This is a genomic window from Olleya sp. 1-3, assembly GCF_002836085.1.
Classification (GTDB): Bacteria; Bacteroidota; Bacteroidia; order Flavobacteriales; family Flavobacteriaceae; genus Olleya; species Olleya namhaensis.
Window position 1 is genome coordinate 254,805 of the sequence record NZ_PJBW01000005.1, and the last position, 22,876, is coordinate 277,680.

Annotated in this window: 11 protein-coding genes; 8 read left to right on the forward strand and 3 right to left on the reverse strand. The window is 33.5% G+C overall.

Annotation, left to right across the window (positions count from 1 at the left end; all coding sequences use genetic code 11):
• Positions 1-36: 36 nt before the first annotated feature.
• From CXF54_RS07530 to CXF54_RS07550, 5 genes are all read left to right on the forward strand, one after another.
• Positions 37-3,378, forward strand: a complete 3,342-nt coding sequence (locus tag CXF54_RS07530; protein WP_101203076.1) for a T9SS type B sorting domain-containing protein — start codon at positions 37-39, stop codon at positions 3,376-3,378.
• Between the two features lies 1 nt (position 3,379).
• On the forward strand, positions 3,380-5,833 hold the full coding sequence (locus tag CXF54_RS07535; protein WP_101203077.1) for a T9SS type B sorting domain-containing protein: 2,454 nt from the start codon (positions 3,380-3,382) through the stop codon (positions 5,831-5,833).
• Positions 5,834-5,865: 32 nt separating this feature from the next.
• A complete protein-coding gene (locus CXF54_RS07540) occupies positions 5,866-7,704 on the forward strand; it encodes a gliding motility-associated C-terminal domain-containing protein (protein ID WP_101203078.1) in 1,839 nt (612 codons plus the stop codon).
• A 123-nt stretch (positions 7,705-7,827) separates the two neighbouring features.
• Positions 7,828-12,645 carry a T9SS type B sorting domain-containing protein gene (locus CXF54_RS07545; RefSeq protein WP_101203117.1) on the forward strand — a complete coding sequence of 1,606 codons (4,818 nt, stop codon included), beginning with the start codon at positions 7,828-7,830 and terminating at the stop codon, positions 12,643-12,645.
• Between the two features lie 61 nt (positions 12,646-12,706).
• The gene (locus CXF54_RS07550) at positions 12,707-15,037 is read left to right on the forward strand and encodes a T9SS type B sorting domain-containing protein (RefSeq protein ID WP_101203079.1); all 2,331 of its coding nucleotides are present in this window, start codon (positions 12,707-12,709) and stop codon (positions 15,035-15,037) included.
• 72 nt (positions 15,038-15,109) lie between these two features.
• Here the strand turns inward: CXF54_RS07550 and CXF54_RS07555 are convergent, their stop codons facing one another.
• Positions 15,110-16,474 (reverse strand): RICIN domain-containing protein, encoded by a 1,365-nt coding sequence (locus tag CXF54_RS07555; protein WP_101203080.1) that lies wholly within the window; start codon positions 16,472-16,474, stop codon positions 15,110-15,112.
• 303 nt (positions 16,475-16,777) lie between these two features.
• Here CXF54_RS07555 and uvrB point away from each other — a divergent pair, with 303 nt between their 5' ends.
• Complete coding sequence (uvrB, locus tag CXF54_RS07560; RefSeq protein WP_101203081.1) at positions 16,778-18,781, forward strand: excinuclease ABC subunit UvrB; 2,004 nt, start codon at positions 16,778-16,780, stop codon at positions 18,779-18,781.
• Here the strand turns inward: uvrB and CXF54_RS07565 are convergent.
• Positions 18,778-19,179, reverse strand: coding sequence for a hypothetical protein (locus tag CXF54_RS07565; protein WP_101203082.1), 402 nt, complete (start codon positions 19,177-19,179; stop codon positions 18,778-18,780). The genes uvrB and CXF54_RS07565 overlap by 4 nt on opposite strands.
• Before the next feature lie 475 nt (positions 19,180-19,654).
• Between CXF54_RS07565 and CXF54_RS07570 the strand changes: the two genes are divergently transcribed.
• The gene (locus CXF54_RS07570) at positions 19,655-19,975 is read left to right on the forward strand and encodes a DUF1456 family protein (protein ID WP_090839034.1); all 321 of its coding nucleotides are present in this window, start codon (positions 19,655-19,657) and stop codon (positions 19,973-19,975) included.
• Positions 19,976-20,011: 36 nt separating this feature from the next.
• Here CXF54_RS07570 and sucC read toward each other — a convergent pair whose 3' ends face one another.
• Entirely contained in the window at positions 20,012-21,202 is a 1,191-nt protein-coding gene (gene sucC, locus CXF54_RS07575; RefSeq protein WP_090839032.1) for an ADP-forming succinate--CoA ligase subunit beta, read from the reverse strand.
• Between the two features lie 200 nt (positions 21,203-21,402).
• On the opposite strand from sucC, the gene lysA reads away from it, so the two are divergent.
• On the forward strand, positions 21,403-22,611 hold the full coding sequence (lysA, locus tag CXF54_RS07580) for a diaminopimelate decarboxylase (protein ID WP_101203118.1): 1,209 nt from the start codon (positions 21,403-21,405) through the stop codon (positions 22,609-22,611).
• Positions 22,612-22,876 lie beyond the last annotated feature (265 nt).

Here is a 22,876-nt window from a genome sequence, read left to right on the forward strand (position 1 = left end):
ATTTTATAATATCTTTACTACCAAGCGTTATAAAATATGAAGAATATAATATTAATCCTTTCCCTGTTTTTTTGTTACACCATTGTAGCCCAAAATGAGGCTTCAAACTGGTATTTTGGAAATAATGCAGGAATAAATTTTAATACAAATACCAATGCTGTGTCAGCATTAACTGATGGATTATTAGTTACAGAGGAAGGCTGTACTAGTATATCAGATAGTGATGGCAATTTGTTATTTTATACTAACGGTGAAAATGTATATACCAGTCAGCATACAATTATGCCAAATGGAACAGGTTTATTTGGTAATCAATCAAGCACACAATCTGCTATAATAGTACCAAAACCGGAATCAACGACTATTTTTTATATTTTTACTCAGGATACAAATTTCCAATCTAATCCTGACAATGGTTTCAACTACTCTGTTGTAGATATGTCCTTAAATGCCGGTTTAGGCGCGGTGACCTTAAAAAATCAATTTTTACTTAATAAAGCTTCAGAAAAATTAAGCGCCATATTAAAAGATTGTCAATCTCAAAACATATGGGTTGTTACCTATGCTGATGATGATGCACGTACAAACGCAAATGCTGTTGACAATAATAACAATACATTTTATGCTTTTGAAGTCAGTGCTGCATCGGGCGTAAATTTAACTCCTGTAGTTTCTACTTTACCATTTACTATTACAGAAAGAAGAGGTTACCTTAAGTTTTCCCCTGACGGTACTAAATTAGCTTGTGCTAATGTTGCGGATGGGCTTTACCTTTTTGATTTTGATAAGGCAACGGGAATAGTTAGCAATCCACAACAAATTAACACCCAATTCTCACCGACCAATAAACCTCAATCCCCATACGGAATAGAGTTTTCTCCTAATAATCAAATATTATATGTTTCGACTTATTTTGAAACACTGTCAGAAGATTTCACCAACCCAAGCGCACAATATGGTGCATTACTTCAGTATAATTTAACAGCACCTAACATAAGTCTTACAGAGCAAGTTTTAGACCAAAGAGTTATGTACAGAAGTGCATTACAGTTAGGTCCCGATCTTAAAATATACAGATCTTTGAGTGCTACTTATGACCAAGGAACACCTTATTTAAGTGTTATAAATAACCCTAATAGTGTCATCGCACCAAACTACCAACATCAAGCCATAGATTTAAATGGACGAAGCTCTAGACAAGGTTTACCGCCTTTTATAGCCTCTTTTTTCTCTGAAAAAATAGATATAATACCAACAGATGCTTCAAATAGTATTGATCTACCACTATGCACAGGTGATAACTACACCTTAATTGCAGAAGATATCCCAGGAGCAGTTTACACATGGACCGTAGATGGAATAGAAATACCAACACCCACGATTGTAAATGAACTGTTAATTTCAGAAAATGGTAATTATGAGGTTTTAATAGAAATAAATAATATTGATTGCGACAAAAAAGAAGGTCAAGCAGTTGTAACTTATTTTGAAATTCCGATAGCAACGCAACCTGATGACATGATTATTTGTGATGATACTAATGCATTAGTATTTCCATTTAGTCTTTTTGACCAAGATGCAACTATACTAGGTGATCAACCCTCAGACACTTATACTGTAAATTATTTTTCATCTCAAATAGATGCTGACTTGAATCAAAACCCTCTAAGTAATATTTACACTAACACTGCTCCTGAAGAAACCATTTTTGCTAGAGTCTTTAATAACGGAAATCCTAATTGCTATGACACAACAAGTTTTATAATTAAAGTATCGGATAAACCTGAAATCGATAGCTTAGCACCATTTATTATTTGTGACGATATGACTGATGGAGACGACAGCAATGGTCAAACCACACTAAATTTAGCAGATTTTAATGATCAGGTATATAACGATCAAAGCGTATTAACATATGCTATTTCGTATCATATTTCTCAGGCGGATGCCGATATAAATAATAACCCTCTGCCAAACAATTATTATAATACAACGCCAGTAAATCAAACGCTTTTTGTTAGACTAGAAAATATTGACAATCCAACCTGTTTTAATACAGGAAGTTTTGAAATTACAATCAATCCTGTCCCTATTGCATTGGATGTAATACTTTTTCAATGTGATCAAGATGGTATTGCAGATGGATTAACCACCTTTAATCTTAACGAAAGCATACCTGAAATTACCAACAATACTTCAAATACCTCAACAGCTTTTTATAATAATATGTCCGATGCTGTAGCAGAAACTAATGCCATAGACGGAAGCGCTTACAATAACAACTCAAGTCCTCAAACACTTTATACCGTAGTGACAGACAACACTACTAATTGCAAGTCTATTGCCACGTTAACTTTAGATGTTAGCGTCACACAAACTAATAACTTTATAGCGCCACCTGTATGTGATGAGCTAGAATCAGAAGATGGTATTAACACGTTTAATTTAGACGTCTTTTCAACCGAAATATTAAACGGGCTTCCTAATGATCTTACAATTAATTACTACGAAACATATAACGATGCTTTAATTGAAATTAATTCACTACCAATTACATATACCAATACAACACCATACAGTCAAGTTATTTACACCAGAGCAGAAAATAATAATGCTTGTTACGGTATTAATGAAGTCCTATTAACCATTAACCCGTTACCTGAATTGTCTGAAGACGAAACTGTTTTTTATTGTTTAAATGAATTTCCTGAGACTATAGAATTAACAGCTTCAAACCCAACCAACAATAGCTATAGTTATAATTGGTCTACAAATGAAACTACAGCAACAATTGAAATAAATGCTGCAGGAACATACACCGTAACAGCAAGTACCGCAGAAGGATGCGAAAAAACAAAAACGATTATAGTAGAAGCTTCAAACATAGCAACCATTGAAAATATTGAGGTCATTGATGGTAACATAACCAATAACGTTGTTACTATTATTGCATCAGGAGAAGGTGATTATACTTTTGAATTAATAGATGCCGAAAACCTATCGTCAGGCTTTCAATCTAGTAATATATTCAGTAATGTTAAACCTGGAATTTATTCAGTAAACGTAAAAGATATAAAAAACAACTGCGGAACAATTGACCAACTATTTTCTGTAGTAGGCTTTCCGCTTTTCTTTACGCCAAACAACGATGGTCAAAACGATTATTGGCAAGTCTATGGCGTTTCAAGTCAATTTCAACCTAATTCTGTCATTCAAATTTTTGATAGATATGGTAAATTACTAAAACAGTTTACACCTAGTAGCAAAGGTTGGGATGGTACTTTTAATGGTCTACCTTTACCAACAAATGACTATTGGTTTACTGTAAAACTTCAAGACGGAAGGCTTTACAAAAACCACTTTACTTTAAAAAGATAATTTGAAATCACTTAATAAAACCCTATTTCTTGTTTGTTTATTTATCTACTCTTTTGGATACTCGCAACAACCAACAGATTGTATTGATGCCATCACAGTGTGTGGAAACTCTAACGTTAGCTTAGATGTTAACGGTATTGGTACACAAGAATTATCAGGAAGCAATACTTGCTCTAGTCAAGAAACCAATAGTATATGGCTAAAAGTAACCACAGTAAATAGTGGAACTTTAGCATTTACACTTACACCAGACAGTAATGCTATAACAGAAGATTATGATTTTTTTATTTTTGGACCAAACGTGTCCTGTGGTAATATAGGTCAAGCAATAAGATGCTCCACCACCAACCCACAAGCAGCCAATCAAGGCAATAACTTAACAGGATTAAGCGCTACAGCTTCAGATACAGCGGAAGGTCCTGGAGTAGATGGTAATAGTTTTGTAAGCGCCATTAATGTTAGCGCAGGAGACTCTTATTATATTGTCATAGATAGACCTGTTGGTAACAGTCCATTTAGTATTGATTGGACTGGAACTGCACAATTTTCAGAACCACCAACTAGCGCTGCTTTTAACGCTAATCAAATTGCAATTGAAAACTGTGACCTAACAAGTCCGTTTGATGACGGTATTACATCATTTAATTTAGAAGAAAACACACCTACAATTATAGGTGGTCAAAATAATGTAACGATTACTTATCACGAAACAGAAAGCGATGCCAATATAAATACAAACGCATTACTAAGTCCATATACCAACTTGACTAATCCTCAAACCATCTATAGCAGATTAACCAATACAATAACTAATTGCTATACTATTGTTCCGTTTGAGTTAATTATAGGCACGGGTCCCGCAATAAATACACCTTCAGATTATCAAGTTTGCGATGACGCTTCGGACGGTAGCAATACTAACGGTCAATCTTTTTTTTATTTACCTAATAAAAACACCGAAATTGGTGGTGCAAATACTTCTGATTTTACTTTTTCATACCATCCAACAACTATAGATGCATCCAATAACACAAATGTTTTAGCGGATAACTATTATAATACGACTCCCAATTTACAGACTGTTTTTGTTAGAGTAGAAAACGTATCAAATCCAGGTTGTGTATCTACAATAGCATTAAATTTAATAGTGAATGAAGCTATAATTACCAATGACAGTGCTCTGTTTCAATGTGATGAAGATGGTTCAATTGATGGGTTTACAATTTTTAATTTAGACGAAGCATTTGATGACCTAACAGCAGGATTTACTGATAGAAACATTGTTTTTTACCCGGATGCAATTTCGGCTTTAAGCCAAACAAATGCCATAAATAGTTTAGGGTATAGCAACATTAGCAATCCGCAAACTATTACCGCTGTTGTAACTAACCCAAACACCAACTGTTTTGCAACTGCGACTTTAACTTTAGAAGTCAGCACAACATCAATTAGTAATTATGATGCAGCTCCTGTTTGTGACGACGCAGATTCTGAAGATGGTTTAAACACCTTTAATTTAAGCGATTTTTCCACAGATATATTAATTGGTCTCCCTGCAGATTTAACCATTAACTATTACGAAAATTATAACGATGCGCTTTTAGAACAAAACCAACTACCAAATAACTACACTAATACAGTACCGTATAATCAAACTATTTACGTTAGAGTTGAAGACAACAATGCTTGTTACGGGATAAACGAAGTAACTTTAACCATCATACCATTACCTCAAATTGAAGACAATCAAACCGTATTGTATTGTTTAAATAACTTCCCAGAAACTATAAACTTAACTGCAGGAAATACTGATGATATTTTAAATAATTATACCTATAGTTGGAATACAAGCGAAACAACAACTAGTATAGATGTAAATACTATTGATAGTTATACTGTTACAGTCACTAATAGCTTAGGGTGCTCCAAGGTCAAAACTATAACAGTAAACCCTTCTAATATTGCTACTATTAATGATATTTTGGTTGTTGATAGCACTATAGATGAAAACCAAGTCACGGTGCTAATCTCTGGAGAAGGTGACTATGAATTTGAACTTATAGATTTTTTAGGAGAAAGCACAGGCTTCCAAGACAGTAATGTATTTAATAATATCTCTCCAGGATTTTATACCGTTAATGTTAAAGATGTAAAAAACGATTGTGGGACTGTTAACCAACAACTATCCGTAATTGGCTTTCCTTTATTTTTTACACCTAATAATGATGGCGAAAATGATTTTTGGCAAATTTATGGTGCCTCCAATCAGTTTCAACCAAATTCAACCATTCAAATTTTTGATAGATATGGAAAACTATTAAAAGAATTTACTGCATTAAACACAGGTTGGGACGGTACTTTTAATGGCTTACCAATGCCAACAAATGATTATTGGTTTATTGTTAAGCTAGAAGATGGTCGAGTTTATAAAAACCACTTTACTTTAAAACGATAATATGTTGTATTTTTAAGGAACCCCAAGGACCAATGAAACAATTGTATTTTGCTTTTTTATGTTTACTACTTTGCTTTAAACAAGCACATGCACAAGATATTACACTGTTTCAGCAATTTAATGGTAGATACGATTACACCGCCATTGGGAACACTTTAAATCAAGCAGAAAACAACTTATCACAAAGTTTTTGCGAGATCCTTCCCTCCTCTCAAGCAACCTTAAACCTACCCACAAATACTAGCATTACCGCTGCCTATTTATTTTGGTCTGGTTCTGGACCGGGAGATACCACGGTTACATTAAATACAACTGACATAGTCGCAGAGGACACGTACACTGTAAACTATAATGCAGGAACAACCAATCAACTGACTTATTTTGCTAGTTACGCCGATGTTACCGATCAAATTATTACAGAAGGTGATGGAACTTACGTATTTTCCGACTTAGACATTGCTGATGTATTAGCCAATACACCTGGATATTGCGAAAACAGAACAAATTATGCTGGTTGGAGTTTATACGTGATATACCAAGACGATACGCTGCCTTTAAATCAAATCAATCTTTTTTTAGGTTTAGAAATTATAAATGGAGACGTACAAGACAAAACAATAGTGCTAGAAAACATAAACGTTTTGGACAATAATAATGCTAAAATAGGTTTTTTAGCTTGGGAAGGCGATAATGCTTTAAATTATGGAGAATCCCTATCTATTAACGGAAACACCTTATCTAATCCTCCACTAAATTTAGCAGATAATGCTTTTAATGGCACCAATAGTTTTACTAATGCTACTGATTTTTATAACGTCGATTTAGACGTTTATAACATTGAAAACAATATTCAAATTGGTGATACCGAAGTAACAATTAATCTAACAACAGGAGCAACGGACACCAACGGAATCTTTAGAGCTGATTTAATAATTATAAATAATATAATTACAGTACTAAATAGTCAATTACCCGATGCTACAATAATGGTCAATACCTATAATGTTAGTTGTGCAAGTAGATTAGTCACTATAGACTATACTGTTTTTAATACTAATAGTACAGATATATTACCTGCTAACACGCCAATTGCTTTTTTTATTGACACCCTATTTGTCGCACAAAGTCAAACTACTAATGACATACCAATTGATGGTAATGAAACCAGTCAAATTACAATCCAAATTCCGGATAACGTTCCGGATAATTTTAATATCCAACTTGCAATAGATAACAACGGAAACAACGAAGGGATAATAACTGAAACTAACGAGGAAAATAATACAACTAATCAAGCCATAACATTAATAGCATTTCCAGAAACTATTATTATAGATTCTCTTTTAGAATGTAATCAAGGTTATAATAGTGCCATTTTTGATTTAACGCAAGCGTTATCACAAATCAATCAAAGTCAATATTCTAATTTTCTGTTTTACGAAACGCTTGATGATATAACAAGCAACACCGCTATTACCAATCCAAATAACTACATAGCTAATACTACACCGCAAAACATTTTTATAAAAGCAGAAACAGACCAATGCTTTGACATATACACGTTTCAGTTAGTAACCCAAAACTGTCCACCTTACATACCTCAAGGATTTTCTCCTAATCAAGATTCAATAAACGATTATTTTAATATTCAAGGTTTGTATTCCATATTTGAAAATCACGAGCTTTTAATCTACAATCGTTATGGCACTTTAGTTTTTAAAGGAAATGATAATACCAAATGGTATGGTCAAATAAATCAAGGGTTAACTAACCATGGAAAAACCGTTCCTGTCGGCACTTATTTTTATGTTCTTCACCTCAAAGACCCGAATTACCCTACAAAAACGGGCTGGGTTTACGTAAACTATTAAAAGACAATAATTTAGTTAAAACTTTTAATCGATATAATTTGTATTTAATCGATAAATAGTCTAATTTTGTACTTTAAACGATGAAATACGACGTTTATCGTGGTTCCCAAAACCGAAAAACAGATGAAACTTAACCTAAAACACCCGATTATTGCTATTATCGGCTTACTAACCACGGTTGGTTATGCTCAGCAAGTATCTATTAACGACTCTTTTTCTGCCCAACAATTGGTGGAAAACAATTTAGTACAAGGCTGCGTAGAAGTTACAAATATTACTTCTACCATAAACGGAACCGTAGATGGTTTTTCTAGCTTTGGTTATTTTGAAAGCGCTAGTTCTGACTTCCCTTTTGAAAATGGAATCGTGTTATCTACCGGACAAGCAAATTCTGGAGGTAATACTTTAAATACAAACCCTTTAAATGAAGGCTCAACAAATTGGTCCACAGATCCAGATTTAGAAGCAGCTTTAGGCATAACAAATACATTAAATGCAACTTCTATTGATTTTGATTTTATATCAGGTTCTAGTACCGTACAATTTAATTACATACTAGCATCTGAAGAGTATTTTGCTGAATACCCTTGTTTATACTCTGATGGATTTGCATTTCTTATTCGCGAAGCTGGCAGTGGTAATCCATATCAAAACATAGCAATTGTTCCAGGAACAAATACACCTGTAAATACAAATACAATACATGACGAAATAGTTGGTTTTTGCCCAGAAGAAAACAGTCAATATTTTGAAGGTTATAATGTAGGAGACACGAATTTTAATGGTCGTACCGCAGTATTAAGTGCTTCTGCAAGTATTACACCTAATGTACAATACCATATCAAATTAGTTATAGCGGATCAAACCGACCGTAATTTTGATTCTGCTGTATTTATTGAAGGTAATAGCTTTACGGATAGTGTTAATCTTGGAGAAGATATAAATACATGTGATGCTTCTGTAACCTTAAATGCTAACACAAATAATCCTGATGCTACTTATGTTTGGTCTTTAAACGATACAATAATCACAGGACAAACTAATAGCACACTATTAGTAACTACAGACGGGAATTATAAAGTAGAAATTACAGTACCTTTAAACATGGACACCTGTACTTTTGAAGATGCTGTTAACATAGCACTTAACACTATCCAAGATGGACCAACAATAACAGATATTGAAATTTGTGATGACGCTTCAAATGATGGTCAAGCAACTTTTGATTTAACACCGAAAGTTTCAGAAATAGAATCAGCATTACCAAATGCAACGTACACTACAACATTTCATACTACACAATTACAAGCTGAAGATAACACTAATGCAATTTCAACTTTTGTAAGTTCTAACCCTGAGCAAATCATATATTACAGAGCAGAAAACACAGCTAGCGGTTGTGTTTATATCGATGCTTTTGATTTAATATTACATCCCTTTTTGACCATAACGGACCCAACACTTTTACAAGTGTGTTCTAACGGAAGTTCTGGAGTAAATTTAACCGTAAAAGATGAAGAAATAACAAATGCTAATTCTAATTACACTGTAAATTACCACTACAATCTTACGGATGCTCAAAATATACAGAACACTATTGACTCGCCTTATGTCCCTGCTAGTAATGCAGAAACACTATTTGTTAGTGTTTTGGACATGACAACAGGTTGCAGCACAACAACAACTTTGGATGTTCAGATAAATTTTAATCCCGCAATAAATCCAGACCGTCAATTACTAGATGCTTGTGAGCAAGCAGGAACGGGTTACGACACGTTTGATTTAACCACTAATATTGACGATGTTTTACAAGGTCTTACAGACGTTACTGTAACTTATCACGAAACTCCAGAGGATGCCTTTAGCGGAACAAATGCAATTACTAATCCTACTAACTTTCCAAACTCTCAAGAGTTTATTCAAACGGTTTACATACGTGTAGAAGATGATACAACAGGATGTGCCTCTGTAGTTCCATTAGAATTACACACCTTTTTATTAGAATCTGCGACACAAATTACAGATTATTATGAGTGTGATGTCGTACCAAACGACGGTATTGTAGACTTTAATTTGCGTCAAGTGGCAATTGCCATAATTAACGGTTTAGAAAATGTAACACTAGATTTTTATGAAACTGAAGAAGACTTAATTGCTAACATCAATGCTATAAATCAGAATGTAGAATATGTTGTAAATGATGCCCCTCACACCTTATTTATTGCATTAAATAGCGATTCGTGTTCACACAATTCTTCAATTCAATTAATTATAAATGATGGTATCGAAATTCAGGCATTAACCACACAAAACTACTGTGACAATAATAGCGATGGTTTTACAAGTATAGATTTATTTTCTTTTAATGATTATGTCACTACAGGAATAACAGATGGTGCTACTTCGTATTTTGAAACACAAGCAGACGCCGATGCAAATAATAACCCATTACCACCATTTTATAGCAATACAACTAATCCTGTAACGGTTTATGCACGTGTACAAAATCAAAATGGTTGTGCTGCAACCTCAGCTTTGACAATTCAAGTATTACCTGCACCAGAAAGCGCTAACCCTGAAAACATTACTATTTGCGATACGGATCAAGATGGATTTACAATTATTGATTTAACTTCAAGAATCCCATTAATGGTTACTGATACAACTAACAGAACGTTTACGTTTCACAGTTCTCAATCAGATGCAAATAATAATACTAACCCAATAACTAATCCTACTAACTACGATGCCAATACACAAATAGTATTTTGCAGAATAGAAAACACAACTACAGGCTGTTTTTCTGTAGAAAACTTTATAATTTACGTCAACACATTACCCGTATTTACTAATATTAGCACTTTAATTAGTTGTGAAACGGATGGTAATCAAATTGGCGAATTCCTTTTTTCTGATAAAGATTCAGAAATATTAAATGGTCAATTAGGTAAAGATGTACTTTATTTTACTTCTCAAGCTGATGCTGACTCAGGAGATAATCCAATAGATAAAGATGCTATTTATGAAAACACAAGTAATCCTCAAACTATATATGTTCGTGCTCAAAATGTAACAGATGTTGATTGTTATGGCACCGCTTCGTTTCAAATAGAAGTGGGATCAAATCCAATCTATAATGCACCAACCGATGTATATGTTTGTGACGATGTTAGTAATGATGGCTTTAGTACTTTCGATTTAACAGAAATAACAACCCAAATAACACAAGGGTCTCCAGAATCTTTAAATGTTACTTATCACTTAACTTTAGAAGATGCAGAAGCACAAATCAATCCACTACCTGATAGTTTTACAACAACGGTAAACCCACAAGAGGTTTTTGTAACGGTAGATAACGGAACTTTTTGTAAAGGTATTGTCAGCTTTGAATTTGATGTTATTGCAGTCCCTTTAACTAATAGCGCTAGTGCATTGCATGTTTGTGATGATAATACAGATGGACTTTCTGTCTTTGACTTAACACTTTCAGAAATTGAAGTCCTTTCCATAAGACAAGATAATACTGAGGTGGCTTACTTTATGTCCTCGGAAGATTTAGAACAAGGCATTAATCCAATAAGTAACCCAACAAATTTTGCTAATACTGTAAATCCACAAATCGTATTTATTAGAGTATTGAATACCATTTCTAATTGTTATGCTGAAATTCCTTTAGAATTAATTGTAGACATACCTCCAACTATTACACCAAATGTGACAGTAGACATCTGTGAAAACGCAACATTAATTTGTAACTTAAATGACATCACACCAGAATTAGTTGACACAGAACAACCAATTGATGCTAGATATTACACCTCGCAAATCGATGCAGAAACGGAACAAAATCAATTAGATACTAATTACAATTATACTATTGGTAGTCAAACCTTATTTATCAGAGCAAATTATACTAGTAGCCCGTGTTATAATATTGGTTCATTTATTTTAACTGCAACCCCAACACCTACTATTGGAAATTTACAAGACTTAGAAACTTGTGACGATGATTATGATACGTTTGCCATGTTTGATTTAAGCCAACAAACTAATATTGTTTTAGGTAGTCAAAGCGCAACTAATTTTACAGTATCGTATTTTACCTCTCAAAATGATGCTGACAATAATACTAATGCGATTAGTGATCTTAATGTAGACTCTGAGAATAATACATCATATTTTGTAAGAATACAAAATAACGCTGTTGGTTGCTATAATACTGCAAGTTTCTCTACAATAGTTAACAGAAAACCAGAACTAGACATTCCAAACCAAGTACTTTGTTTGGACAATTTACCTTTATTAGTATCTGCAGAAACTAATGTGCCAACAGATACCTATTCTTGGTCAACTAACAATACTAATAGCTATATTGAAGTAACAACAACAGGAACCTATTCCGTAACAGTAACAACAGCAACAGGTTGTACAACCTCAACGACATTTACAGTATCAGAATCTGAAGCTGCGACTATTAATTTTACAGAAACCGTAGACTTTTCTGACCCTAACAATGTGACCGTAGAAATTTCAGGAATTGGTAATTACTTGTATCAATTTGATAATGAAGAACCACAAGAATCTAACTTTTTTAACAACGTACCACTAGGTCCGCATAACATTACGGTTATAGACTTAAACGGATGTAACTCCACCACAAAAGAGATTGTAATTATTGACGCTCCTAAATTTGTAACACCAAATGGCGATGGATATTTTGATACTTGGCATATAACTGGAGTTAATCAACTTTCTGGTACGATAGTAAACATTTACGACCGTTATGGTAAATTACTAAAAACATTAACCCACAACTCTCAAGGTTGGAATGGAAGATATAACGGTAACTTAATGCCTGCAAATGACTATTGGTTTGTGGCAGACGTAAAAAAGGGAGCTATTGAGTTTCAGGTCAAAGGTCATTTTTCATTAAGGCTTTAACAGTTATTCCCTTTATTAGAAAAGACATTCTCATTACCTTTGCTTTCCACTAAAAACAGGTATGCAAAAAGTAATTATTTTTATTCTAATGTTGTCTACAGCTTTTGTGTCTGCACAAAATGTTGTCACAGATTCTCAAACGTATTCTGCACAGCAATTAATAGAGGATATTTTAATAGATAGTAATTGTATTACCAATGTACAAGTCACTAATGTTATCGGTGGTAATTTTGGAAGTACAGATAAAAGCTATGGATATTTTGATGCTTCGGGTACAACGTTTCCTTTTCAAAGTGGGATTGTATTAAGTACAGGACGTCTTAATAATGTAAACGGTCCTAACACAACTTTAAGTGATGATAATGCCACAAATTGGTTAGGCGATTCTGATTTAGAAACCGCTTTAAACGAGAATAATACTACTAATGCTACCGTTATAGAGTTTCAGTTTACTGCAACGACCACGCAAATTAGCTTCACCTATATTTTTGCTTCAGAAGAGTATCAAGAAGGTAATTCTAACACGTGTCAATATTCGGATTTATTTGGTTTTTTAATTCGCGAAAGCGGACAATTAGACTATCAAAATATCGCGTTAGTACCAGAAACCCAAACACCTGTAAAAGTAACCACTGTCCATCCTGCAATACCTGGTGGTTGTCCTGCCGAAAATCAATTTTACTTTGGAAGTTGGAATAACACCACCTCTCCAATTAATTTTAATGGTCAAACAAAAGTACTATCCGCAAACGCTATCACAACGCCTAACACTACCTATCAAGTAAAATTAGTAATCGCGGACGAACAGAATTACAGATATGATTCGGCTGTTTTTTTAGAAGCCGGTAGCTTTGAGCTAACCACAGATTTGGGCCCTAACTTATTAAGTGATACTAATAACGCATTATGCCCTAACAGTTCTGTAACATTAGATGCGTTTCAATCAGGAAATAATACTTACGCTTGGTTTAAAGACAACGTACTATTAACCTCAGAAAATAATGCAACACTAATCGCTCAAGAGTCTGGCGTGTATAATGTCGAAGTTACTTTAGAAAACGGATGCATAAGTTACGGTCAGCTTATTATAGAGCAGCAAGCCCCCTTAAACGTATCTAACACCACGCTTTTACAATGTGATTTAGATCCGGATGGCATTACCTATTTTAATTTACTAGAAGCCAATATTGCTATAACAAATGGGGATAACAGCTTGTCTATAGATGGTTATTACACGTCTCAAACAGATGCAGAACAGCAAATTAATACCATTACTAATCCTGACAACTATCAAAATACGACTACAAATCAAATCGTTTTTGCAGTTATCACAAGTAATCAGTCTAGCTGTACAACACTATCAGAAATAACATTAAGCACTGCTAACAACACACTACCAACATATACGGTTGAAACTTGTGATGATACTGTTATTGATGGTTACTCTACATTCAATTTAAACACTATTGTTACACAAATACAAACAGAAGTGCCAACTAATGCGACAATAACTTTTTATAGTACTTTAGATAACGCTTTCGCGGAAAGCAATCCGTTGCCAATTAATTTTCAAAATACACAACAAGACACTCAAACCATTATTGTACGTGTAAAAACAGACACTAACGATTGCTATGCGCTAACCGAAGTCCAATTAGATATTTTAAATACACCTATGATATTAGCTAATGAAAACATAAGCTATTGTCCGGATAATTACCCTGAAAACATCACTTTAGAAGGGGGGATTTTAAATGACGTACCTAGCAATTACAACTATCAATGGTTACTAAACGGAGTAGACATTAATCTTAATACAGCTTCAATTAACGTCAATCAAACGGGGACGTATACTGTTGTAATTTCCAATCCAAATGGTTGCTCAAACACAAGAGATATTACTGTAACTACCGCTCAAGTACCAATTATAGAAAACATTGACGTTTCAGAACAAACAAATAACAATACCATTACTGTAAACCTAAGTAATACGGGCAGTTTTGAATATAGTTTAGACAACGTTAGTTTTCAAAATTCTAATCAATTTTTAAATATCCCTGCCGGAATACATACTGTTTATGTACAAGAATCAAATGGATGCGGATTGACACAGCAAACTATTGCTATCTTAGGTTTTCCAAAATATTTCACACCAAATGGAGACATTTATAACCAATATTGGAAACCTGTAGGTATAACTCCAGATTTTAACGCCAATTTAGACATTAAAATATTTGACCGTTATGGCAAGCTGCTTTATGTAATAACTCCTGAAGCTCAAGGTTGGGATGGGACACTAAATGGTCAACCCTTGCCTACAAGTGATTATTGGTATGTTATTACACGATCAGATGGAAAAACTAATAGAGGTCATTTTAGTTTGATACGCTAATTCTATCGAAATAAATAAACCAAAAAAGGCCATCTAAATAGATGACCTTTTTGTTTTAAACTAAACTAGTTATTAATTATCCGGATTTACAGATAAATTTTTAATCAAAACTTGACCATAAACATTTGAACCAGAATGACTGCTACTAGTAGATTGTAAATAACAACCAGCTTTAAAGTAATTTTCATCAGCATTTCCAATATCTACAGATTGAAATAAAGTCTGAGTTCTACTACCACTGCTATTCAAGTTGTATAACTTAACTACTCCATTTTTCATGGTTAATTCAAAGTAGTACTCTGTATCCATATTCATGTTAAAGTTTACCGTTTGTCCACTACCATTAATTGCTTCAGTAACATAACCTAAAATTCTTAAATCTACGCTACCTGAGTTTTGACCAGAATTTCCTTGTACTTGTACACGGATAACATCGTCATAAGTATCGTTTCTTTCATGAATTTGCATAAATGCAAGCTTTCCTGATGGTGGAAGATCTTCAATTCTAAATTTCATTTTCATAGAATGTTCAGTGTTTGTATTTCCATTCCAATAACCATTACCGCTACCACTTCCAATGCGCTCTCTTAATTCAGTTCTTGGGTTAGAAGATCCTCCAGACGTTGGGTTACCAGCATAAGTTCTAAAGGCTGCGTAACCATTTCTTTCAAAAAAGAAATGACTTTCAGAAGTACTTGAATCGTCAGCGTAATCTAATCCATTATCGTTAGATCCTACATTTAAACTACCTGTATATCCATTCAATTTCCATCCACTTCCAATAATATTATTAGCAGTACCGCTTCCGCCAGACGGAGGATTTGAATCAGTACCTCCTACTTGATGAAAATACCATTTTTGTGATGACCAATTTCTCCATTGCCATATACCAACATCACTACCGTTATTACTTCCTTCAGCTCTCAGTACTTTATTAGAATGTCTATTTTCTAGAGAAAATAAGTTGTTACCACGAGAAACAATTTTCCATTCTTGCCAATTTTTATCAGCGTAACTATATTGATTTGCTGTTGTTCCATTACTTGTTCCTGTGCCAGTCTGTAAGGTTTTACCACTATCAATACCTTTTAAACGTACATAACCATTACCTACAGAGATCACTTCCCATCGTCTATGCGTAGGCGCACTACTAGTATTTGTTCCCCAGATTTGCACATTAGCTCTATTAGAGTTACTACCACCACTAACTTCAAGTGTTCGACCACTCTTTTGATTTTCTATAATATAAACCCCACCAACAACTGGCGTTGTCCTTGATGTAAGTAAGTCATCTACTAGCTCTTCTTTAATGTCTTCATTTTGTTCTTCAACTTCTACTAGTTCATCTTTAGAACACGCTGAAAAAGCCAAAACAAAAGCTAATGCTATTAATAAATTAAGCCTATAATAGACTTTGTCTTTGAATAAATTATTCATAATTGAGTTATAATTTTTGGTTTCTTAAATTAAAATTAATTGAATTACCTGTTTGGCCAAACTGGTTAACCAAAGTAAAACAAAACTATTCGGTTTAACAAAATTTTAATAGACTATTGTCGTTTTACTCCATAAACGGTAAAAAATAACGAAATAAATAATAAAAAGTCTCAAATATCAAGAATTCAATAATGTATTTCAGCTATATATTTGTATTAAATGCTATCGATTTATTATAAAATAGCTATTCAATCTTAACATGCTGTAACTATTAACCGCTATTATTTTTCGTAATTTTGTAAGATGAAATTCAAAATACATTCAGAATTTAAACCTACCGGAGATCAGCCTTCAGCTATAAAGCAATTAGTGGCTGGTTTGGACAATAAAGACAAGTACCAAACCTTATTAGGTGTTACTGGTTCTGGTAAAACTTTTACAGTCGCTAATGTTATTGAGGAGACCCAAAGACCAACGCTAGTATTGGCTCACAACAAAACATTGGCTGCGCAATTGTATTCTGAATTTAAACAGTTTTTTCCAGAGAATGCGGTTGAGTATTTTGTGTCTTACTATGACTACTACCAACCGGAAGCTTACATACCAACCTCAGGAGTTTATATAGAAAAAGATTTATCTATAAACGAAGAGATCGAGAAAATGCGTTTAAGCACAACCTCTTCCCTATTATCGGGTCGTCGTGATGTTATTGTTATCGCGTCTGTGTCTTGTTTGTATGGTATTGGAAATCCTGTCGAGTTTCAGAAAAATGTAATTTCTATTGAGGTTGATCAACAAATTTCCCGTACTAAATTACTACATCAACTAGTACAAAGTTTGTATTCACGTACGGAAGCCGATTTTAAACATGGTAATTTCAGAATAAAAGGAGATACAGTAGATATTTTTCCTAGTTATGCGGATGATGCGTTTAGAGTACACTTTTTTGGAGATGAAATTGAAGAAATCGAATCTTTTAATATTCAAACCAACGAAATTGTAGAAAAATATGATAGACTAACAATCTATCCTGCAAATATGTTTGTAACCTCTCCAGACATTCTGCAAAATGCTATAAAATCTATCCAAGACGATTTAGTAAAACAATATGATTATTTTAAAGAAATTGGTAAACATTTAGAAGCAAAACGTCTAAAGGAACGTACAGAATTTGATTTAGAAATGATACGCGAATTAGGGTATTGTTCAGGAATCGAAAATTACTCGCGTTACCTTGATGGTCGCGATCCAGGAACTAGACCATTCTGTTTGTTAGACTATTTTACAGATGACTATTTAATGGTTGTGGATGAGAGTCACGTGACCATATCCCAAGTACATGCCATGTATGGTGGTGACCGAAGTAGAAAAGAAAACTTAGTAGATTATGGTTTTAGATTACCTGCTGCCATGGACAACAGACCGTTAAAATTTGAAGAGTTTGAAGCCTTACAAAACCAAGTGGTTTATGTTAGTGCAACCCCTGCTGACTACGAATTACAAAAAACGGATGGTATTTATGTAGAACAAGTAATACGTCCTACAGGTTTATTAGATCCTATTATTGAAGTAAGACCTAGTCTAAATCAAATTGATGATTTAATTGAAGAAATCCAACAACGCATAGAAAAAGACGAACGTACTTTGGTAACAACGTTAACCAAGCGTATGGCAGAAGAGTTGACTAAATATTTAAGCCGAATTAATATCCGTGTAAATTATATACACAGTGATGTAGATACTTTAGAGCGTGTTCAAATCATGCAAGATTTACGTAAAGGTATTTATGATGTATTGGTTGGTGTAAACTTACTTCGTGAAGGTTTAGATTTACCTGAAGTCTCTTTGGTAGCTATTTTGGATGCGGATAAAGAAGGTTTTCTACGTTCGGCAAGATCATTAACTCAAACAGTAGGTCGTGCTGCACGTAACCTAAACGGAAAAGCAATTATGTATGCTGATAAGATTACTAAAAGTATGCAAAAAACTATTGATGAAACTGAGTACAGACGTGAAAAACAAATAGCTTACAATACCGCTAATAACCAAGCTCCAAAAGCTTTAAATAAAAGTTTAGACAGTGCATTAGGAAAAAACTCTGTAAGTACTTATAGTTATGAGTTAGAGGCTGCAAGAGCTGCAGAACCTGAAAGCGAGTATCTGTCTAAAGGTGAATTAGAAAAGAAAATTAGAGAAAAACGTAAAACAATGGAGGCTGCTGCTAAAGCATTAGACTTTATTATTGCGGCTAAATTGCGTGACGAAATAAAAATGTATCAGGGTAAATTAGAAGACTTGAAAGTCTAATTATACTGTACCTTAAAAATATCTATCAAAACCTCAGCAGGTACCATCATATCAGGAAAACCTTCCATTAAATACAACACTCTAGTTATGGAGTCGTGACTTAATCCCATTCTAAGTCCATAATTGTACAACTTAGCTAATTCTGATTTGGTACGTTCTTGATCCACATGCATCAGCAATACCATTCTATGGAATTGTACTATACGCTCGCTATGAGATTTAAGTGGTCTACGATTTACGGGATGGTTAATTAAATAGTCAAAATCTTCTCTTGAAACATCTAATTGCTGCGCTACTGACAATAAAAAGGTATACTCTACCATTTTTAATCTGTCATCACTTTTTGCAAAAGCGATCATCTCTGATAATAGGCTTAATTTCTCTACTCTTTTAGGCATAACTCTGGGGATAAATAATACTTTATAAAGTTAGGAATAAAACCTAATTTATAATCGTTGAAAATTAGTCGCTTATCGAAAAAATGAGCGTTATACAACGATATTTTAGCTGCCTCTATCCTAAATAGATTTATTAAAAAAGAAACTAGTGAGATTTTAATCTTATTTTTCTACGCTTTATAGCCTCACTAAAAAGGCGCAATCTGCTGCTAAAAAATAAGTTAGCTTTTACACTACATATTTTCTACTTTAAAATCGAATAATAAAACATAGCGCTATTGACCACTAAATCACAAAACGCTAGAAACGGACTATTTGATTATAAAAGTGATATTCTATTACTATTAAAAACGGTAAAGTCTAAAACATACAAAGTATGTATTTAGAAGTCTAATTATTTTGTAAAAGCAAAATTAAACGTAAATTAGGTCTTATAACTTTACAAGTTTGTACTTTTACACTTTAAATTTAAATAATGACAAACAACGATATTTTAAAAAAACTAAGAGTAGCTCATAAGTTTAGAGATACTGATATTGTAGATATCTTAGCTTTAGTTGATTTCAGGATTACTAAATCAGAGTTAAATGCGCTTTTTAGAAGAGAAGATCATCCTAACTATGTAGAATGTGGAGATCAGATTTTACGTAACTTTTTAAATGGTTTAGTGATTCACTTAAGAGGACCAATGCCTAAAAAAGGTGAGAAACCATCTGGCGATGATTCCGCGAAAGCGAAACCTAAAAAAATAGACTTAAATAAAACGTACAATAAGTCACAAAAAAAGAGCAACTAAATAGTTGCTCTTTTTTTTATTATATACATTAAAGTATTAAGCTAATACTGCTTGTACTTTATCTGCTGCTTCTTGGAATTCTGTAGCACTCATTACGTCTAATCCAGAATCGTCAATTAATTTTTTAGCGATATCTGCATTAGTACCCTGTAAACGTACAATAATTGGTACACTAATGTTACCCATGTTTTTGTAAGCATCAATTACACCTTGAGCAACACGATCACAACGAACGATACCACCAAAAATGTTAATTAAAATTGCTTTAACAGCTGGATCTCTTAAAATAAGTTCGAAAGCAATTTCTACTCTTGCTGCATCTGCAGTACCACCAACATCTAAAAAGTTAGCTGGCTCTCCACCTGCTTGCTTAATTAAATCCATAGTTGCCATAGCTAAACCAGCACCATTTACCATACAACCCACGTTTCCGTCAAGGTCTACATAGTTAAGTCCTTGTTCTCCTGCTTCTACTTCAATAGCATTTTCTTCACGTAAATCGCGCATTGCTGCTAAATCTTTATGTCTAAATAAAGCGTTATCGTCAATTGTTACTTTAGCATCAACTGCCATTATTTTATCATCACTAGTTTTTAAAACTGGGTTGATTTCAAATAATGAAGAGTCTGACTTATCGTAAGCAGTATATAATGCTGTTACAAATTTAGTCATATCTTTAAAAGCTGCTCCTGATAAACCTAAGTTAAAAGCAATTTTACGTGCTTGAAAAGGTAAGATTCCTGTTGCAGGATCAATTTCTTCAGTAAAAATTAAATGTGGCGTTTCTTCAGCAACCGTTTCAATATCCATTCCACCTTCTGTAGAATACATAATCATGTTACGTCCATTACCTCTATTTAATAATACAGACATATAATATTCTTCTGGCTCAGAATCTCCAGGATAGTATACGTCTTCACATATTAATACTTGGTGCACACGCTTACCTTCTGCTGAAGTTTGAGGTGTTACCAAATCCATTCCTATAATTTCTCCAGCGATAGTTTTAACTGCGTCTAAGTTTTTAGCCAACTTAACTCCACCACCTTTACCACGTCCACCAGCATGAACTTGCGCTTTAACAACGTGCCATCCTGTTCCAGTATCTTCAGTTAATTTTTTAGCTGCAGCAACCGCTTCCTCAGCATTTTGTGCTACAATACCACGTTGGATACGTACGCCAAAGCTGCTTAATAATTCTTTTCCTTGATATTCGTGTAAATTCATCTTGTTTAGAGTAAAATTTTAGAATAACAAAAGTAAATAATCACATTTACTTACCCTAATATTTAATTATGAAAAAAGTTAACAAAATGAAGAATTTATAAATTGTTAAATAATTAACAATTTGTTTTAAATGTGTAATATTATTATAATTTAATTTTTTAATGTCTTTAAAAAAATATCTTTGACTAAAAATTTACATGATGCATAACAGCCAATTACTAGATATAGCAGCGGACTTTGGGAGTCCTGTATACATTTACGACGCAGACATTATCACGTCACAATACCAACGTTTGACGTCTGCTTTTAAATCCGTAGACCAAGTAAAAATTAATTATGCTGTTAAAGCATTATCAAATATTTCGGTTTTAAAGTTAATGAAACAGCTAGGTTCTGGTTTGGACACTGTGTCTTTACAGGAAGTACAATTAGGACTTGCTGCTGGTTTTGATGCAGAAAATATCATATTTACCCCTAATGGTGTCTCTTTACAGGAAATAGAAACGGTTGCAGAATTAGGTTGCCAAATTAATATTGATAATCTATCCATTTTAGAACAATTTGGAACTAAGCATCCTAAAACACCTGTATGTATTAGAATAAATCCGCATGTGATGGCAGGTGGAAACACTAATATATCTGTGGGACATATAGATAGTAAGTTTGGAATATCCATACATCAAATACCACATATATTACGAATTGTAGAAAACACAAAAATGAATATTAACGGTATCCATATGCATACTGGAAGTGATATTTTAGATATTGATGTGTTTTTATACGCAAGTGAAATACTATTTGAAACTGCTAAAAACTTTAAAAGTCTAGAATTTATAGATTTTGGATCTGGATTTAAAGTACCCTACAGCGCTGGAGATATTGAAACAAATATTGAGGAGTTTGGCGAAAAGCTAAGCAAAAGGTTTAATGATTTTTGCGAAGAATATGGTAAACCTTTAACCTTGGCTTTTGAACCAGGAAAATTTTTAGTCAGTGAGGCTGGTCAATTTTTAGTTAACGTTAATGTTGTAAAACAAACGACATCAACTGTTTTTGCTCAAGTAGATAGTGGCTTTAATCACCTAATCAGACCAATGCTTTATGGGTCACAACACGGTATTAGAAATATTTCAAATCCAGAAGGACGCGAACGCTTTTACAGTGTTGTAGGTTACATCTGCGAAACAGATACGTTTGCCAATAATAAACGTATTTCAGAAATAAATGAAGGTGATATTTTAGCTTTTAGTAACGCTGGAGCCTACTGCTACTCTATGGCCAGTAATTACAATTCGCGTTGCAGGCCTGCTGAAGTATTAGTTTATAATGGCGAAGCCCATTTAATAAGAAAAAGAGAAACTTTTGAAGACATATTACATAATCAAATAGAGATTGATTTAAAGTAATACTTGATCTATTAAGTAAAAAAAAAGCCATTTCTAAACAGAAATGGCTTTTTAACATAAAAGACTAATTTACAGAGCACTATAACTAAATTTAATAATAATTATTTTCAACAATAATCGGTGAAGTGTTAAAAAAAGGCTTTTAAAAGCCTAATACAGTGTTTTTTAACCGATAAAAATGCTTTTAATCTAAAAAAAGTATTAGTTTCGCAGTTAATGGTGTTTCCCCGCCAATTACTGTTAAATTTTTAAAATATTATCCCTA

Excerpts from the sequence above, each read along its gene's own strand:
- CXF54_RS07530 (WP_101203076.1), top strand. The coding sequence starts at position 37 with ATGAAGAATATAATATTAATCCTTTCCCTGTTTTTTTGTTACACCATT.
- CXF54_RS07540 (WP_101203078.1), top strand. The coding sequence starts at position 5,866 with ATGAAACAATTGTATTTTGCTTTTTTATGTTTACTACTTTGCTTTAAA.
- CXF54_RS07545 (WP_101203117.1), top strand. The coding sequence starts at position 7,828 with ATGAAACTTAACCTAAAACACCCGATTATTGCTATTATCGGCTTACTA.
- CXF54_RS07550 (WP_101203079.1), top strand. The coding sequence starts at position 12,707 with ATGCAAAAAGTAATTATTTTTATTCTAATGTTGTCTACAGCTTTTGTG.
- CXF54_RS07555 (WP_101203080.1), bottom strand. The coding sequence starts at position 16,474 with ATGAATAATTTATTCAAAGACAAAGTCTATTATAGGCTTAATTTATTA.
- uvrB (WP_101203081.1), top strand. The coding sequence starts at position 16,778 with ATGAAATTCAAAATACATTCAGAATTTAAACCTACCGGAGATCAGCCT.
- CXF54_RS07565 (WP_101203082.1), bottom strand. The coding sequence starts at position 19,179 with ATGCCTAAAAGAGTAGAGAAATTAAGCCTATTATCAGAGATGATCGCT.
- CXF54_RS07570 (WP_090839034.1), top strand. The coding sequence starts at position 19,655 with ATGACAAACAACGATATTTTAAAAAAACTAAGAGTAGCTCATAAGTTT.
- sucC (WP_090839032.1), bottom strand. The coding sequence starts at position 21,202 with ATGAATTTACACGAATATCAAGGAAAAGAATTATTAAGCAGCTTTGGC.
- lysA (WP_101203118.1), top strand. The coding sequence starts at position 21,403 with ATGCATAACAGCCAATTACTAGATATAGCAGCGGACTTTGGGAGTCCT.